Annotated in this window: 16 protein-coding genes; 9 read left to right on the top strand and 7 right to left on the bottom strand. The window is 57.9% G+C overall.

Annotated elements, in window-relative coordinates:
• Positions 1–17 precede the first annotated feature (17 nt).
• Positions 18–1,847, bottom strand: coding sequence for a serine/threonine protein kinase (locus M3436_03840; protein ID MDQ3563292.1), 1,830 nt, complete (start codon positions 1,845–1,847; stop codon positions 18–20).
• Between the two features lie 298 nt (positions 1,848–2,145).
• Between M3436_03840 and M3436_03835 the strand changes: the two genes are divergently transcribed.
• Together M3436_03835 and M3436_03830 are read left to right on the top strand one after the other, a co-directional pair.
• The gene (locus tag M3436_03835; protein ID MDQ3563291.1) at positions 2,146–3,264 is read left to right on the top strand and encodes a methyltransferase domain-containing protein; all 1,119 of its coding nucleotides are present in this window, start codon (positions 2,146–2,148) and stop codon (positions 3,262–3,264) included.
• A 648-nt stretch (positions 3,265–3,912) separates the two neighbouring features.
• A complete protein-coding gene (locus M3436_03830) occupies positions 3,913–4,095 on the top strand; it encodes a hypothetical protein (GenBank protein MDQ3563290.1) in 183 nt (60 codons plus the stop codon).
• Here M3436_03830 and M3436_03825 read toward each other — a convergent pair whose 3' ends face one another.
• From M3436_03825 to M3436_03800, 6 genes are all read right to left on the bottom strand, one after another.
• The gene (locus M3436_03825) at positions 4,096–6,432 is read right to left on the bottom strand and encodes an amidase (GenBank protein MDQ3563289.1); all 2,337 of its coding nucleotides are present in this window, start codon (positions 6,430–6,432) and stop codon (positions 4,096–4,098) included.
• Between the two features lie 921 nt (positions 6,433–7,353).
• Positions 7,354–7,581 (bottom strand): DUF4926 domain-containing protein, encoded by a 228-nt coding sequence (locus tag M3436_03820; GenBank protein MDQ3563288.1) that lies wholly within the window; start codon positions 7,579–7,581, stop codon positions 7,354–7,356.
• Positions 7,578–7,919, bottom strand: coding sequence for a hypothetical protein (locus M3436_03815; protein MDQ3563287.1), 342 nt, complete (start codon positions 7,917–7,919; stop codon positions 7,578–7,580). Before M3436_03815 ends, M3436_03820 begins: the two co-directional genes overlap by 4 nt.
• A gap of 49 nt (positions 7,920–7,968) precedes the next feature.
• A complete protein-coding gene (locus tag M3436_03810) occupies positions 7,969–8,718 on the bottom strand; it encodes a hypothetical protein (protein ID MDQ3563286.1) in 750 nt (249 codons plus the stop codon).
• Positions 8,706–9,662: a hypothetical protein gene (locus M3436_03805; GenBank protein ID MDQ3563285.1), complete on the bottom strand. Its 957-nt coding sequence runs from the start codon at positions 9,660–9,662 to the stop codon at positions 8,706–8,708. The genes M3436_03810 and M3436_03805 overlap by 13 nt, the downstream gene beginning before the upstream one ends.
• 855 nt (positions 9,663–10,517) lie before the next feature.
• Positions 10,518–10,856: a hypothetical protein gene (locus M3436_03800; GenBank protein ID MDQ3563284.1), complete on the bottom strand. Its 339-nt coding sequence runs from the start codon at positions 10,854–10,856 to the stop codon at positions 10,518–10,520.
• Between the two features lies 1 nt (position 10,857).
• On the opposite strand from M3436_03800, the gene M3436_03795 reads away from it, so the two are divergent.
• The 7 genes from M3436_03795 (at position 10,858) to M3436_03765 (ending at position 17,681) form a co-directional block, all read left to right on the top strand.
• Complete coding sequence (locus tag M3436_03795; protein ID MDQ3563283.1) at positions 10,858–11,181, top strand: hypothetical protein; 324 nt, start codon at positions 10,858–10,860, stop codon at positions 11,179–11,181.
• Positions 11,182–11,258: 77 nt separating this feature from the next.
• Positions 11,259–11,429 (top strand): hypothetical protein, encoded by a 171-nt coding sequence (locus M3436_03790; protein ID MDQ3563282.1) that lies wholly within the window; start codon positions 11,259–11,261, stop codon positions 11,427–11,429.
• A 73-nt stretch (positions 11,430–11,502) separates the two neighbouring features.
• Positions 11,503–11,820: a hypothetical protein gene (locus tag M3436_03785; GenBank protein MDQ3563281.1), complete on the top strand. Its 318-nt coding sequence runs from the start codon at positions 11,503–11,505 to the stop codon at positions 11,818–11,820.
• Positions 11,821–11,909: 89 nt separating this feature from the next.
• Positions 11,910–13,955, top strand: a complete 2,046-nt coding sequence (locus M3436_03780) for a TonB-dependent receptor (GenBank protein MDQ3563280.1) — start codon at positions 11,910–11,912, stop codon at positions 13,953–13,955.
• A gap of 420 nt (positions 13,956–14,375) precedes the next feature.
• Positions 14,376–14,789 (top strand): HIT family protein, encoded by a 414-nt coding sequence (locus M3436_03775; GenBank protein ID MDQ3563279.1) that lies wholly within the window; start codon positions 14,376–14,378, stop codon positions 14,787–14,789.
• A gap of 199 nt (positions 14,790–14,988) precedes the next feature.
• Positions 14,989–16,482, top strand: a complete 1,494-nt coding sequence (locus tag M3436_03770) for a DUF4331 domain-containing protein (protein ID MDQ3563278.1) — start codon at positions 14,989–14,991, stop codon at positions 16,480–16,482.
• Between the two features lie 32 nt (positions 16,483–16,514).
• Positions 16,515–17,681 carry a hypothetical protein gene (locus M3436_03765; protein MDQ3563277.1) on the top strand — a complete coding sequence of 389 codons (1,167 nt, stop codon included), beginning with the start codon at positions 16,515–16,517 and terminating at the stop codon, positions 17,679–17,681.
• The last annotated feature ends 86 nt before the right edge of the window (positions 17,682–17,767 follow it).

Here is a 17,767-nt window from a genome sequence, read left to right as displayed (position 1 = left end):
TTGCCGGCGGGCGTAGGTTAGGGGGCTGGCTTAGCACGCCGCCGCAAGTCTTCGAATCGCGCGCCCGGTTGCCCGGTGTTCCGCGGTCCCGCGCCTCGCTCGATCTGCGTGAGGCCGCGTCGTGCGGGCGAGCCGGCTCTCGCCTTTGCTATTTTGCGCTTAACATAGAGATTACGCGCTTGCCTTACACTCGGGTCTTTGGGCGCAATGCCCGCCGCTCGGTGGAGATACAGCGCGGCCTCGTCAAGGTGATTTCGCCTGATTTGCCGGTACGCCATATCCACGTACTTGGCCACGATCGCCCGAAGGCCGCGAATCGCCTTCTGATTTTGAGGCTCCACTCGCAATACCTGCCGGTACTTTGCAAGGGCGTTGTTGTCTTGCGGTGTCGTCAAGCGATAAGCCGCGACATCATCCCCCGCTAGCGCCAGCAGCTTAGCCACGGATGGTCCGGCTTTGGTGGCGTTCTTTGGCTGCGCCGGCCGTGCGTCGATCGGCCCAGGTACCGGAAACCCCCGCGATAAATCCGCGTTGATTTCATCGGGAAGAGGTTGTTCAACCACGGTGGGATCGACGTTTAGCGCAGCGAGCGAACTTGCCCTGACCGTCGGGGGGGGTTGAGAGGGGGGCGAGGTGCGGCTTGCTGAAGACGCAAGGGCCGGCGCTTGATCGATTGGCGTTGGTGCAAGCAACCAAATCGATCCGATACCGGCAAGAATTACCGCCGCGGCCCGCAGAACCTCGATTGCCGTGCGACGCTGCTGCCGCTGATGCGGCGCGCCGGTGGCGCCGGGAGGGTGAGCATTCTGTTGCCTTTCCGGTAGCCAGGCCATGGCATCGGTCATTAACGGAAGTTCCAACGGTAGGGTCTCGGGTTCAGTAGGGACGGTCGGAGATTCATCTACCGCCCTAGATTGCGCAAGGCCTGGTAATACCTTGGCGGGACCGTAAGTCTCAAAGGCGCAACGCCACGCATCGATGCTCTGGGGGCGATCGCCGGCTTTGAACTCCAATGCCTGATCGATGGCCCGCAAAAATGTGGTCGAATATTTGCTGTTAGCATGTCCGACCGCCCGCAAAAAAGGATCCGGCGCACCATGCACAATGGCTTCGGCGCGTGCAATTGCCGATTGGGGTATGTCCCCTGTCGCAGCCCGATACAAGGTCGCTCCAAGACCGTAGATGTCGGTCCACGGCCCTTGGTTGTCGCCGGAACTGCTGTACTGTTCGATCGGCGCGTACCCTGGCGAGACTAGGTTCGTCACGGTTTGAGGATCGCTGACGATTAATTGCCGGGCCGATCCGAAATCGAGAATGACCGCCGTACCGTTGGCCCGGACGAAGAGGTTGCTCGGTTTAATGTCCCGATGCACGAAACCCTTCTGGTGCATGGCCTCCAAACCTTCAAGCAAGGGAAAAAGCAGCTTCCGCAACTCGCCCTCGCTTAAGGTGCCCCGGCGGGCTAATGCCGATTGCAGGCTTTCCCCGCGCTCATAGTGCATGATGAGGTAGGCGGTATTGTTCGCCTCGAAGATATCCACGACTCGGACGATATTCGGGTGCCGGAACCGATCTAAGTTTTCCGCTTCGGCTATAAATCGCGCCAAGCCCCGTGCATAGTCGTCAGCGAGCGCATCGGAGAGCGGCTGCAGGTACTGGTCGGCTTCACGCCGCGCGACCTGAGGCGGGAGATATTCTTTAACGGCGACGAGGCCATCGGTGTTGAGATCTTCGCAGAGATAGGTAATGCCGAAGGTGCCTTGGCCGAGTACTTCTTGTACCCGGTACCAGAGCAATTCGTAACCGGCCTGCAAGGCCTCGCGATACCCCTTTATTTTTACAGGCATAGGTTGAAGAACCTATTGTAACTGCGTGACGACACAAAGATGATAAGGCATTATACTACCGCAACCCTGCACGATATCTCAATTACGCTGTCCCGCGCAGGGAGGAAATGCACCACGACACGGTAGATCTGGTCCTCGGGTATGCGAGCGCCGCGCGCGTGAACGTTATGGATGCTAACCCTCTCTCGCTATGACTTAGTGCCGAGTCGGTGGGTTGCGGCATAAACAGCATGCCGAACCCGCCTTACATTTCTGGAGTCGACAATTTCAAATATCTTTGGGTAGTATAGGATGCATTATGAATGTTGAAGCAGAGGTGATGGCGCGCTACAGCGACGGCGCGCGAAGGCGGCAAGAATCGCTTTGTTGCCCGGTATCATACGACCGGGATCTCTTAGCCCTCTTGCCCGATGAGATCATCGAGCGGGATTACGGTTGCGGCGATCCATCGCGTTATGTGCGGACGGGCGACGCGGTGCTCGATCTCGGCAGCGGCGCCGGCAAGCTGTGCTATCTGATGGCCCATCGGGTCGGCCGGGAAGGGCGGATCATCGGCGTTGACATGAACGCCGAGATGCTCGCCGTGGCGCGTAAATACCGCGGCGAGATGGCCGCGAAGTTAGGCGGGGATCGGGTGCGGTTCGTCAAGGCCCGGATCCAGGACTTGGGCTTGGATCTCGAAGCCGTCGAGGAGTATCTCGCCACCCGTCCGCTGCGCTCATTGTCCGACCTACAGCATTTCGAGAGCTGGCAAAGAAAACAGCGGAGCGACGATCCGCTGATCGCCGATGCCTGCGTCGATCTCGTGGTCTCGAATTGCGTGCTCAACCTGGTGCGCGACCAAGATAAGCTGGATCTCGTCCGCGAAATCTTCCGGGTGCTCAAACCGGGAGGGCGGGTCGCGATTTCGGATATTGTCTGCGACGAATCCGTCCCGGCCGTACTCAAGCAGGATCCCATGCTCTGGAGCGGATGTGTCTCGGGCGCCTTCCAGGAAGAAGAGATGTTAGCGGCGTTTACCGGCGCGGGGTTTCTGGCCGTGCGCTATGATCAATGGGGGCAGGAGCCGTGGCGGGTCATTGAGGGGATCGAATTTCGATCCGTGACCTTAACCGCGGTCAAGGGCGAGGGCACGCCGTGCCTGGACGTGGGTCAAGCCGTGATCTATCGAGGCCCTTACGCTTCGGTCAGCGACGATGAAGGCCACCTTTATCCGCGCGGGGCGCGCATCGCCGTGTGTGAACGCACCTACCGCTTGCTGACCACCGGACCTTATCGTGAGGATTTTATCGGTATTAACCCGGGAATTGCGAGCGCCGCGGTCCCGTGGTGCGCTCCGGCGGGCACACGGCGGCCCGCGGCGGAGACCAAGGGCGCGGCCGTGACCATTGCCTCCGCCGCACCGGGTTGCTGCTGATAGAGCGTGGCCGCGATACGATGGAGACGTTGCAGAGAATAAAGCAGGGACTAAAGCGGTCAAGGCTTGAAATAGAAGATACTGATATGTCAAGACCAGACCTCGTTCGTGCGCGGTCTGAGGCGTGTCAGCCGGTCCGACGGAGACCAGCGGAAGACGGCGATAGGTCGTTCGGACGGCATGCCAGGGTCTGGTGGCGCTGACGACAATACGCGGGCAAAAGGGTCAAGTCCAAATGGCACTTACTTAAGAGAAAATCCAGCAAACCGTCATTCCGGCCGGAGCGAAGCGGCGAGCCGGAATCCAGTCATTCGTGTACCTTCTCGTGTACCTTCCTGGATTCCCGCCTCCGCGGGAATGACGGAAATTTTGGACTCCCGCCTTAAGTTAAGTGCTATTCGGGTCAAGTCCCTAAAAATAAGAAACTGATATTTCAAGACTAGACCCCTTCGGCGCGACATTATCAATCGACAACGCGCAACGGCTCCATCCTGCACAACCCCTGACCGGCCAGTGGGGTCGAGCCAAGCAGTGCGACACGGTTAATCTGCTGCGCCGCCTGCACGACCAAATGCCGACGATGTCCCGCGCTTCCTAGCCGATCTGCGCGTGTCCTTCGACAACCATCCAGCCGAGCACGATATGCGCATGCCGAAACTGAAACAGAAGGTCGCCAGCGCCTTTCACCCCAGAAGGCGCGGCCACTTTCTGTACTATCGCTCCTACCTTGCCACCCTACGCAAACAAAGCCGCGATCTCTTCGAGTCGCTCGTGCTCACTTTCAAGGCGAGCCTCCTGAGGCTATCCTCTCTGGCTGACGGCGCTGAATAGTTACAGTGGTCCAAAGTCAGGCGGAGGCACGCGGTGCTGCGTTGCTGCTTCGTAGGCTGAAGCTACCTTGATAAGGGGTGGTTCGTCGCCTGGACCGGCCCAGAACATGATGCTGATTGGGAGTGGCGTATCAAACAACGACTGTTCGGTGCCGCTGACAGTGATGTAATCCGTCTTGTCTGCACTTAATGCAAACTGAGGCTCGTAGACGATTTGGTTATACCCTGCGGGAACTACAATCTCAGGGATTCCCATAAGGGCGGTGAAACTCTGGGTTGCCCCGGCTGACCCTCGGTCGTTTTTCGTGGGCTCAGTAGCGAACCCAGTCTTCGGATGGGGGATCGTATTCTCCGGATTCACGAACACGTCGATGTCGTTTTCATGCATCACCTTGAGAACCACAAGCTTCATCATGTCACTCACCTTCGCGCGGTTGCCGCTGACCGAAGTCTCTATGTCAGTCACACTCGCCTGATTTTGGGACCCCGCTCTATCACGGTCCGTATAGTATTTCGCGTTGGCGTCCAAACTTACCATATCTGTTACCCTCTCATCACCTCTTTGGAGCAGATATTTGTCAATAGCTAACACTTTGCTGCCAGCACTACCGGCCCCGCTGACGATGCGGCGGAGATTCATATTGTCCGATAATGGTGCCTCGCCTTCAGATAATTTAACCGCATAATCTAGCGTCCTCACGTCATGGCCTGGTACGGCGAATTCTAGAGCGCCATCCCTCTCCATAAAGAAGTACTCGGGAATAAAGCGTGGCATCATCTCTGCGAAAGCATCTTGGAAGGTGTATGTCATATCGGGAATCCCCGGATCGTCACCATACCGTGGATCGAACGACTCAACGAGCTCCGCTCCGAGCTGATCGCGTAGAACTCTTTTTACTTCATCGTTAATTTGGTCGCTAATTGCTACATCGTTTAGGCTGTGTTTTACGAAGTAGTCGCGGACAACGCCGATGCGCATTCCCTCAAGAGGTTTCTTTTTACCTTTTAGGTCTTTATCATCAACAACAAAATTGGCGTATGGTTCATCCGATATCAAGGCTTTTGGTAGCGCAGTATAAATATCCCTTGGATCGAAGTAGCCCCTCTCTGGGTTCTTCACTGCATCGAGAACACGGGCTGCATCTCCGACCGTGCGACAAGTCAGGCCTACGCGGTCAGGGAAATTCTGCGAACCAGTGCCACCTCCATCCGGCATTATACCTTTGGTGGCCAGAAGGTTAACCGTGGCCGTCCTGGATGCGGGACCCTTGCAGGAACCCGCGGTCTGTTCGCAAAAGGAGCAGACAACCAAATTGGCAGCGACCGACACACCGGAGCCGGAGCTCGTCCCTCTGGGATCGCGCTCTGTATCATAAGGATTGCAAGGGTTGCCAGCCCAAGTGCTGCGGGACGAAAGTCCAAGGAAATTCTTCTCTGCTGTAGCAGTGATGAACTTCTCATCATGTGGATCCCCAATGCTGAAGTTCCATTCGGTGTTGACTGTCTTGGCGTAAATGATGGCCCCTTTTGCCCTAACCTCAGCCACATGGGTTGAGTCAAATGGCGGTGCATCCATGGCATAGTTGATGTCACCGCCCGCGGTTGACCGCATATCCTTTGTATGATAAACATCCTTAAAGGAGAATGGAATGCAGTACATCGGCAGCTCGTCTAGTGGAGGATTGCTGCCGTACTGCGCATCCAATTCAGCGGCTCTTTCCAGTGCATCTAGCTGCTGGCGGAATGCTTCGCAACCTGGGGGAGCTCCTCCTGGAAGAGGACCTGATGACGGATGCGCATCGTATGCGCCTTTGCATGTCACAGAACGCTCGCCACGGATGTTGAGGGTGCTAAGCGCGTTAAGCTGGCCCGCATCAGGGATAGCGGCAACCATGCCGTACTGCTGCTGTACGCTTGGATCAGATGCTGTTGCTTCCATTCTGCCAAATTCAAGCGGCAGTCCACTATACTGATTTAAATTCGGAAATATACTCGATGCTAGGACTGTGTCAGTCGGAAAATCCAGTGGTGAACCTGCGCGAACAGTGCCCGTAGTAGCAGGTATAGTTGCTCCGTCTGCAGTGACAAGCTTGGTGCAGACACCATTATAGGCCGCGGCCCTGTTGATGTAGGCTTGTACCAATCCTTGGCACGTGATCCGGTTTCCCTTTATCGCCTGGTGGATACCATCGATGGTCGTCTCTTCTACTTGGAATATCGGCTTTGCAGATGCGTTAGACGTTAAAATCACAAAAGGCAGCATTAGCACGACTGTGAGAATATGCCTGTTCCGCCTATACCTTAGCGAAGGATTTCCATTTTCCAGAATGTTAGACATGGTGTTCGCCTCCCGTAGTTAGCCTCGTTTATAGAGTAACTTCCCCCGTCAAAGATCGCTTTGCGGGCAGCCCGCGCCCGCGTCGCTCTCGATGACCTGACAAATTTAGCAGTTACTGAACCATAGCCGATAAAACCATAACCTTATGATTTATAAAGCTACATATTTTACCGATACGGTGGCGGGAGCTTGGTCTCGCACCAAGATAGTGCTAATCGTTGCGGTTCTGCCTTACTTTGGTGCTGATGCTGCGATACGGAGTTATAGCCCGCGTAGCCCGCGTAGCGCATCGGTCGAGGGATAAACAACCAGGGTGGGTTAAGCGGAAGTCATGACCAAATATCGCCGCGCCTATGCTTCGGGGGCAACGCGGTTTTTCACGGTCAATTTTGCCAAGCAGAAGGGTAACCCTGCTGGTAAGTCACATCGATGAGTTACGTCGGGCGTTTCGGTACGTCAGGGAAAAAGCATCCATTCCAGTTGGATGCGGTGGTTATCTTGCCGGATCATCTCCGTTGTATTTGGACGTTGCCTCTGGGTGACACGGATTGTTCCATGCGCTGGAATATGTTGAAAGGACACTTTTCTCGTGCTATCGAGAAAGGCGAACGAATCTCTGAGAGAAACGGACAGAACGGGGCTTGTGGCAACGTCGATTATGGGAGTACCTGCTGCGAGATCAGGACGATTGCCACTAACACGCCATATCCATTGGTATCCCGTAAAACATGGCAGGTTGCGGATTGGCCGCATTCGAGTTTTCACGACTATGCGGTCGTGGTGCACAAACGTCGAACAGTCCACCACAACCCTGGTTTGCCGGATATACAGTGAATAACTCGAACGATGCGCTACGCGGACTAACCTGCCAAGCAGATTATGTCGTAGCCAAGCAACCTCTCGGCGTCGGTAACTATTGGTTTACCTGACAGCCAGCTCGCGTGCGTGGGAGATGTCACGCTGGCCTATGGGACGCAACTGGTTTGGCAACACCGTTGCCACGGCTACAGTCTGGCCGGTAAGCGTAAAAAATTCGACTTCATAGGCCGCGCCGTGGTGAATGTGAACTACCGTGCCCACGTCACCGGCTTCCAACCGGTCGTCCGGCACGTCCTGAGTCAGTACAACGCAATCGTGTTCATTAATCATACTTGCTCCAGAGGATACGCGGTGATAAGACGCGGTGCAATCTCGCCAGCGTCCACCTGCCAGACGGTTCGCACGCGCGAACGTCGGCCGTCCGGGGTCGTCAACTCGCCCTCCACTTCGTAACGCGGGCCAAAGCCAGTTTCCCGTACCTCAGTGACTTCATTCTGCCGGCCGTGCTTGCGCAGTGCAGCGGCCAAATCCTCCCACTTCTCGCGGCGGAAACCGAACTGTCCAAAGAACCGTGCCTTGCTCGCGCCGAAGCGATGCTTCTGGTTGAGCAAGTAGTCGATCACCTTAGTCTCCTCGATAATGGCCAGATTCGCGTTCGGCAGCTTCATTTCACTCTGCTTGTAAAATGGGGTTTCCTCGACAGTGTGAGAAACCTCTTCAATTTCTACCGTGGAGGTACCAATGCATCAAAAGAGCCGACGTTTTCTCTTGCAGTGATTGTGTCCCGGTGCGGGAAGCAGCGAGTTCGCAGAAACGATTCTCTGCATCCCTAAGCCGATCACGCAATTGCTCTGAGCACGCAATACACTCTGAAGCGGATTTGGGTACTTCGACATTCCCGCGAACTTCCAACCTCGCTAGTTCTGCCACCAAGGCAGCCTGGTCAGCACTTGAGTAACTTATGAGATGATTTTCCTTACTACCTTTGAAGTTCACGCTTGTCGGATTGAACATGTCTGCCGCGCCCAACGCTTCTGGTTTGCCTTCGGGAATTTCCACCATTTCGGAATGGCTGCACGATGACTTGATCCATTCAATGATCGGAGGGCTTTTTTCAGTGTCAGCAAGCGAATTCCAAATGCTTTCGGCTAAGTCCTGCGGGCCCAGGCGACGGCCTTTTTTTCCAGAGCGATTCACCATCGCTTGAATCTCTTGCGTGCGCACGTAGCGGTAGTATTCGGTAGTTTCGCGATAGAGTTCGTCGAGCAATTTTTGGCGCTGCTTTTTGTCGCTCACGCCGATGAGGTCGATGACGCAATCGTCCAATTCGCGTCGGTCTTCATGACATAATTCACTTGGGAGTTCGGGAGGTCGACGCAGAATTTCTCGCATTGCCTCCTCAGAATGGCATTGAAGCATTGCCTCATCAACCAAATGTGTTACCTCCCGCTGGATCATGCGTTGCAAAGCTTTCGAAAGGCGCTCAGCCAATTGCGGGGATACGCCGCGAGGGTCGGGAATTTCCTAGACACGGCCTGTTGAAACTGATTACGGAAATAGTCATAGATGCCGGAGTGTGAATGTCGGCCACGGCGGGGCATTTTGAGCTCGTTGAGATGTTCCGGGTATCTCGCGCGGATCGCCTCATAAAAAATCGCGCGGTTACAGAAAACGTAACAAAGCGTACACGCCGCCCGCTCTAGAGTTTCTCGCCAGTTTTCCCGATCTGCAGGATCGAATGTCCAGTTCATCTCGTCCGACATCCAGAACTGGAGTTTTGTGGCAAAGGTGCTGTCTTGATCGGAAATCCTGATCAAGTAGTCAGTGGTGCCAAGCACCGGCCAATCAAGATGGCTTTCGAGCGAGCGAATGAAAACGTCATCAGGCGACATTCCCCACTCGACGACTTTGCCGGTAACAATCTCTGCGAGATATTCAAAGATCTGCGGCAAGAACGTTTCCCGGATGCGTTTTTGATTCTCAGAACGCTTACAGTCCCCAGGACTCGCGAGAGTGACGCCCAAATTCCAGTCCTTGACCCGGCGTTCGATCATCGGCACGTTCCACTTGCTGCGATCGAAAAGGACAAAGGTGTTGACGTTCCAAGTGAAGAAATACGGCGCCTGAATATTGTCTGCCTTGTTGAATGCGTCCTGCATGAGGACGGGATCGTAAGGGCTGCGGCCTTCAGCGGTTCCCGGTAGCTTTACTTCACCGGCGAGGACCGGCGTGTGACTGCCTTTCCGATAAATGCGCAGGTCGGAACGCTTGTTTGTCCCCCGGCCAAACTGCTCAATCTTGGCTTCTGTAAACGGCCAATCTTGGCGACTCGTGAACAATGCCTCTGCCCATGATTTCACATCGGCGCAGAATTCAATCTCATGCTGCCGGGCGTGATGTGGATTTGGCATCAGTCAGCCAATCTTCGGTGCGCGGGGGGTCCGCTGAGTACCGAGATTCGCTCCATTTTTAACGCCTTGGTTGCAAGTGGCAAATCATGTCCCCTTGGTAAACGCATCAGTTCCCGGCCGATAGCCGCGATGATTTTACCCGATTTGGCCTAGTCGCCGAGCATGTTGGTGCGTTCGCAATCGCGTTACGCCGAAGCCCATTATTCGCGATTGATGGGCTGCACGTTGTGTAGCCCATCCTACGGACTTAAGAGAAAATCCGGCAAAACCGTCATTCCGGCCGGAGCGAAGCGGCGAGCCGGAATCCAGTCATTCGTGTACCTTCCTGGATTCCCGCCTCCGCGGGAATGACGGAAATTTTGGACTCCCGCCTTAAGTGAGTGCCATTCGGGTCAAGTCCCTAAAAATAAGAAACTGATATTTCAAGACCAGACCCGACACTATCATCGACAACGCGCAGCATAGGCGCGGCGATATTCGGTCATGATTTCCGCTTAACCCACCCTGGTTGTTTATCGCTGGAATATGCTGAAAGGACACTTTTCTAGTGCTATCGAGAAAGGCGAACGAATCTCTCAAAGCCGAGAGAAACGGAGAGAACGGGGCTTGTGGCAACGTCGATTATGGAAGCACCTGCTGCGAGATCAGGACGATTTCAAGAAACACGTCGATTACATCCCATTGCTATCCGGTAAAACATGGCTGGGTCAAGCAGTTGCGGATTGGCCGCATTCGAGTTTTCACGACAATGCGGCCCGTGGTATGTATGTATCCGGCAAACCGGGGTTGTGATGGACTGTTCGACGTTTGTGCGGGCGAATAACTCGAACGATGCGCTTCGTTCCTCAGCGCATCCTACGCGATCTGGCGATTTCTCCACGACGGGTTGCGCCGGGGGAAATTGTGCTCGCTCAAGGTGCGGGACATCCAACAGCGACGGGGTGTGCCGAACCTTCGGGTGCACGGCAGGGCATTGCAGTACGACGAGTTGATATTGCTAAACAAGCCATGGGCGGATAAACTCTTACTTAAAAATAACGCGGCGGCGCACAAAATGATTTTTATCCGGTAACGGCGGCCGTATTCGTTTTTGACTTCCGGGAGTGCCCAATACATTTTGATCTTGATGCCGGCCGGATCTTGTAGAGTGAAGAATATGCCATCGACTTCAATAGCCTGCGGATCTCTTCTCATTTTGATCGGGATTATTGGCTACGCAAACGGTTTAATGACCGGGCGTGCAAGTCTTACAGCTTTGATCCCTGCTGTGTTCGGTGCCGCTTTGTTACTGTTGGGCGTGTTTGCCAGGATGAAAGAAAATCTGGCAAAACATCTGATGCATGCGGCCGTCGTTGTAGCTCTGCTCGGATTTATCGCAACGGCCGGACGCCTGATCCCGCGTCTTGGTGAACTAACCTTTTCGGGCCCCGAGATCGCGCAAATCTCGATGGCGGTGGTTTGTTTGCTTTTCATAGTGCTTGCCGTCAAATCGTTCACCGGCTCACGTCGAAAAGCCTGATCGGTCTAACTCTGTTCCGCCTTCGCGGCGGAGCATTTCAGCCCGCGTAGCGGATTAGCGATAGCGTAATCCGCCGTATGAAAGACGGTCGCAGGGGCTACTGCGCAATCGGTATTCCACGGCAGAACGTGCACGCCGAGCTCGAATCCGAAGTCAGCGTCAGATCCTACCGAAAGATCCGCGATCTTCAGGACACCTTGGAAGCCATCGCAAACCGCATCGAGCGTCTGGAAAAACGCGAAAAGTAATTGCGTGCGCGGAGGCGGTAAATTCAGGCTGGCTAAGCCACTGATTTCCACCTAAGATGTCGGAGCGATGGTCATGACAATCGGCGCGAATCTTAAGCTCCGCTTGCGGCGGCGCGTCTTCGCCATCACCTTGGGGCTGCTCATCGCTCAGCTCGGGATGCTGGCGCACGCGCTCGAACATACCATCGAACCGGCGCAAGCCCGGCCCCATGCAGCTTGTCTTCTATGCCATGCCGCCGATCATCTCGGGGATGGTCTATCGTCCGGCTACGCGCTAGCAACATTACCTCAAAGCCCTGCCCTGGCGGCCGAGGAACCTCGCATCGCCGCCGATGTTGATACTGTCTTTCCCTTCCTGGCGCGCGCACCGCCCGCCCCTCTCCAAGTCTAGTTTTCTAAGTCTGTTCTCGATCGACGCGCTTTGTGCCAGGCCTCGGGCGCCGGCATGCGCGTTCGGCATAAACTTCTTGGAGAGAAATCATGCGACGGAAACTTCTGATTCTCGGCTTGGCGCTAGTCTCGTGCGCTGCACCTGCGGCGGGCGCGGAAGAAGAGCCACAGAAATTGGACGAAGAGACGCTGGTCCTGGAGCCTATCACGGTCACCGCCACCCCCTTGGAGGCCGAAGCGGGTCACATCGCCCAGCCGGTCGAGGTCCTCACGGGCGAGGACCTCAGGCGCAAGCAAGCCCTCACCATAGGCGAGACGCTCGCGCGCGAGCCTGGGATCAGCGCCAGCGACTTCGGTCAGGGCGCCAGCCGGCCGGTGATCCGAGGGCTCGGCGGATCGCGTGTGCGCATCCTCGAAGGCGGTATCGGGTCCATGGATGTCTCGAACCTGAGCCCGGACCATGCGGTCGGCATCGATCCCCTGCACGCGCGCCAGATCGAGATCCTGAAGGGACCCTCCACCCTGCTCTACGGCAGCGGGGCCATCGGCGGCATTGTCAACATCGTGACCGACCGCATCCCGACGGAGGTGCCGGATGAGCCCCGCCTCGAGGCGGAGTTTCGCTACGATTCCGCCACCAACGGGCGCACCGGGGGCGGCACCGTGGAGGCGGGCTACGGAAACCTGGCGCTGCACTTCGACGGCTTGAAGCGCCGCACCTCCGACTATGACATCCCCGGCTTCGGCTCTATAAACCCCGGGCCCGGCGAGCCGGAAGGCGAGCTCTTCAATAGCGACGTCGATACCGAGAACGAGGCCGGCGGCGCCTCCTATATTGGCGATTGGGGCCACCTCGGCTTCGCCATCAGCCACTACGCCAGCAACTACGGGGTCCCGGGGAGCGGCGACGAGGCGGGCGTTCGGATCGATCTCGATCAGCTCCGTTACGACATCGAAGGCGAGGTCGAGAACCCGGCTCCCGGTTTCAGCCGTCTGAAGATGAAGCTCGGTCACAACGACTACGAGCATCAGGAGATCGAGCCGAGCGGCGAGGTCGGCACGGATTTCCAGAACGACGAATACGAGGGGCGTGTCGAGTTCCTGCACCAACCACTTTGGGGCTTCAACGGCGCGCTCGGGGTCCAGGTGCGCCACCAAGACTTCGAAGCCAGTGGTGAAGAGGCCCTGACGCCCCCGGTCGTCGGCCGATCGGTCGGGGTATTCTGGTTCGAGGAGCGCGACTGGGACCTCTGGCACTTCGAGGCCGGCGCCCGTTACGAGAACGCCCGTTACGACGCCGACGCAGGCAGCCCGGATGTCGAGCACGACATCTACAGCATCTCGGGCGGTGCGTTGCGAAGCTTCGGGGAAGATTACTCGGCCGGGATCTCCGTGACCTGCGCCCAGCGCGCCCCGAGCCTGGAGGAGCTCTACAACGACGGGCCCCATCACGCGACCGCCACCTTCGAGCGCGGCGCTCCGGCACTCGATCCGGAGACCGCCAACAATCTCGACCTCACGCTGCGCAAGTCGGAAGGCCGCTGGACCTGGCGCGTTTCGGCCTTCGCCAATCTCATCGAGGACTTCATCTTCGCCGATTCCGTGGACGCCGACGGCGACGGGGTTGCCGACCGCGTGGATGAAGAGGGCAACGTCGTCCCGGATGGGGATCTCTTGAGGCTCGACTTCGTGCAGGACGACGCGATCTTCTACGGCGCGGAAGCCGAGACCGTCTTCGGGATCTTCGAGGGCACGAGCTACGGCGACCTCGATGCCCGGCTCTTCGCGGACTATGTACGCGGCAAGCTGACCGGCGGCGACGACCTCCCGCGCATCACCCCGCCGCGTTTCGGCGGCGGCCTCGATTACCGGTTCGGGGTCTGGAGCGGTGATTTCGAGGTCATGCGGATCGCGAAACAGACCGAAAACGCGCCGCTCGAAACCGAGACCGACGGCTATACCCAGGTCGATCTCGGTGTCGGTTACACCTTCGGCACCAAGCCGGGCGACCTCACGTTGGCCTTGCGAGGCACCAACCTCCTCGACGAGGAAGAAAGGCGCCATACCTCCTTCCTGAAAGACATCGCCCCCCTGCCTGGGCGCAGTGTCATGCTCACCCTGCGGGCGAGCTTCTGAAGGGCAGCCGCCGCCTCGAATAGCTTCCCGTGATGGCCAAGATCCTCACACATCTCGGCTTGTCCGCGCGGGCACCGCCCCGATTACCCACCCGGCCAAATGAGTGGCGATTTTGTGCCTGTTCCTCACTCTGGCGTGGCTTTATCGGGCCGCCGTCCCTAGCCTTAGCGCCTAGAAAGCGTTTAGGATCGCTCAGCGCTTGTGAATAAATCTACTGCGCTCGGGATCTCGCGTTCCGGGCGGTGCTCGGAATCCTCATGTATTTCAACATACACTCCGGTTCCTGCGCTCCGGCGAAACGCGACCTCCCTTCGCTCGCGACGATTTTTTCACAAGCTCTCAGGTGGGTCCGCTAGTTCGCCGAGGCGGTCTCTCGAAGCATGGCGGGGCTTGATTGTCATTTTTGGCGAGGGTTCTATCATGTCCACGGTGTTCCATAAGATCGTTGCCGGTGAGATCCCGTGCCACCGCGTGTATGAAGACGCGCAGGTGCTCGCTTTCTTGGACGTCTCTCCTTTGTCGCGCGGGCACACCTTGGTGATCCCAAAGCAGGCGGCGGCGACCTTAGACGAGTTACCGGAAGAATACGGTGCGGCCATCGGCCGCGCCTTGCCACGCATCTGCCGGGCAATCATGCGCGCGACCGGAGCGACGGCCTACAATGTACTCCAGAACAACGGGCCGCTCGCGCATCAGGCGGTCTTCTATGTGCATTTCCATATCATCCCGAAGTATCAAGACGGACCGGGGCTCGGTATCGGATGGAAACCGCAGACGCTGCCCCAGGACGAAGCCAAGGCGCTAGCAAGCTTGATCGCGCGCAAGCTCGCGTAGGTTCTCTGAACAGGTCTGCGTTTCGTCCCTAAACGTCGCTTGATGTTGGGTGGCGATTAGTCGTCACCCCGCCGCGGCGTGCGGCGTTCCAGAAAGGCGTACATCCAAAATCCGATTGCGTGCGTACTTAGCTCAGATGCGAGTGTTTTCGCTCGTGTCGGTGCAGTTTCCAGGTATTAACGCAAAAGGAGGAACCCTTATGCTTCGCAACACATTGAAACCGATGATCCAGGCCACGGCGCTGGGGCTGGTTGTGGCCGTAGCGGGTATCTCAATGACCCAGGCCGCCAGTCACCGCGAGGCGCCCTTGATCGCTCTCGACCCGGCAGCGGACATCACCGATGTCTACGCATTCCGGAGTTGGGAAGATCCCGGCAAGGTGGTTTTTATTCTGAACGTCATCCCCGGTCAGGAGCCGAGCGCCGGACCGAATTATTATTTCTTTGATCAAAATGTCGCCTACGACATCAATGTCGATGTCAATCAAGACGGCAACGCCGATGATGTGGTCTACCGGTTGCGCTTTAAGACCGCGATCCGGCCGCCGTTTAACGATCTGCCCGTGGCTTACGCCGGTGTCGATGGGGTCCCCGGGCTGCCGCCCGGAATCCGTGATCTGACCGGTCCGGATGCGGCCGGCCTCGGGTTGCGACAGCGTTACACCGTTACCGAGATCCGCAAGGGAAAACGGCGCGACTTGGGGAGCGGCCCGATGTTTGCCGTGCCGTCAAACATCGGCCCACGGACCATGCCCGAATATGAGGATCTGGCGGCAAAGGGGATCTATCCTCTCCAGAACGGCGGCCGGGTCTTCACCGGACAGCGCGACGAGACGTTTTATATCGATCTCGGCGCCACGTTCGACACGCTGAATTTTCGTGCCGCCGCCCCGATCCTGACCGATCCGGATGATGGCAACGACGGGGCCGATCCCTTCGGCAACGATATGTTCTCCGGTTTCAACATCAACACCATCGCACTGGAGGTGCCAGTCTCGGACCTGGTCCCGGAAGGGTCCAATGGCTTTATCGGGATGTATGCCTCGACCAGCCGCCGACGCACTGAGATCCATCGACCCGATGGCAAGGTGAAAGCCGAAGGGGACTTCGTGCAGGTCGCCCGCATGGCCAACCCCTTGGTCAATGAATTGATCATCGGCACCGGCATGAAGGATCGCTGGAACGCACAGGATCCGAAGCGAGAAAAACAGTTCCTGGATTTCTTTCTCAATCCGAGGTTGGTTGCGGTCATCAACCTGGCTTTCGGTACTGATTTTCCGACCACCGATCGCACGGATCTGGTGACCGCGCTCCTCAAGTATCCCGGGCAGGATCCCAGTATCTGTAACCGCGCTAACCGTTGTTCGGAACTACTGCGGCTCAATACCGCGGCAGCTCCGAGCCTGCCCGCGGACCAGAAGCGCCTGGGGGGCTTGGCCGGCGATGCGGCGGGTTTCCCGAATGGCCGCCGTCCCAATGACGATGTGACCGATATCGTTCTGCGGGTGGCCGCGGGTGCATTGCTGGGTCCGGTCCCGAATCTTGGGGACGGGGTAAACTTCAATATCGCGGCGCCCGGATCGAATGTCACCGCGAACGGCATCTATAAGACGTTTCCGTACTTGCCGACACCCCATAGCGGCCGCGATCGGCGCCACATCGACTGTGGTGAAGCCGGCGCCAACCCCTGTTAGGTGACGCGAGCAGAGATCGGCAAGGCCTGCTCATGAAACACTTACCCGTCGGTCTCGTCATCGTGCTGCTCTGTGATCTCGCGCAGGCGGTGCCCTATATCCCGATGACTGACGGGGAAGTGCTCGAACGGTTGCCGATCTCTGTCCACCGCGTTGCACGCGAGTTGCGGGATCTGCGCCTGAGGTTGCAACGCGCGCCCAAGCAAGTCGGGTACGCCACGGAGCTTGCCAGGCGTTACCTCGAGATCGGACGCGCGGAAGCGGATCCGCGCTATGCCGGCTACGCCGAAGCGGTGCTGCAGCCGTGGTGGGACGTGGCAGAGGCGCCGGCCGAGGTGAGGGTGCTGCGGGCCGCGGTGCGCCAGCATCGGCACGAGTTCAGCGCGGCCTTGAAGGATCTCGATCGCGTACTGGCCAAAAACCCGCACAACGGCCAGGCCTGGCTGATGCGCTCCACGATCCTGACGGTGATTGGACGTTATCCCGAAGCGCGGAAGAGTTGTCTCGCCCTGCTGCGCCTTGCCGATGCGCTCGTCGTGACGGCCTGTCTCGGCGCGGTGGAAAGCCTAACGGGGCGCGCGCGCGAGAGCTACGCGGCGCTCGAGGGGGCGATCCAATCCGCGCCCGCGGCCGATCCGGCGACGCGGCTCTGGGCGCTGACCTTACTCGGCGAGATCGCCGCGCGGCTCGGTAGCGTAGCCCAGGCGGAGCGGCATTTCCTCGAAGCGATGGATCTCGGGCGCCGCGATGTGTACTTGCTCTCGGCCTACGCCGATTTTTTGCTGGATCAAGGCCGCTACGCGGAGGTCGCTCGGCTCTTGCGCGCTGAGACGCGCGTCGATGGCTTGCTCTTGCGCATAGCGCTCGCGGAACACGCACTGGGCTTGGAGACCGCCGAGAGGGTCACGAATCTCAGGGCGCGCTTTGAAGCCGGCCGGGTACGCGGTCCGTTCCTGCACCCCGGAGAGGAGGCGAGGTTTACCTTGGTGCTGTTACAGGAACCGCGGCGGTCCGTGCAACTGGCGCGCGCGAATTGGTCGCTTCAGCGTGAGCCCCGCGACGCGCGCATCTTGCTCGAAGCGGCGCGCGCCGCGAACGATGGCCGGGCCGCAGGCCCCGTTTTGAAGATGCTGGCGCGGGCGGGAACGGAGGATGTGGTCTTGCGCCGCCTGGTAGCAAGGTTTAGCGCGGTGGAGTGAGAGCTTGGGAATAAATCTACTGCGCAGCCCGCCCGCATCGTTGCGCGGTGCTCGGAATCCTCATGTATTTCCATTATACCCTGCGG

This window comes from Pseudomonadota bacterium (assembly GCA_030859565.1).
GTDB lineage: Bacteria > Pseudomonadota > Gammaproteobacteria > JACCXJ01 > JACCXJ01 > USCg-Taylor.
Note: the sequence above shows the minus strand (reverse complement) of the source record. Positions and strands in the feature narration are given on the sequence as shown.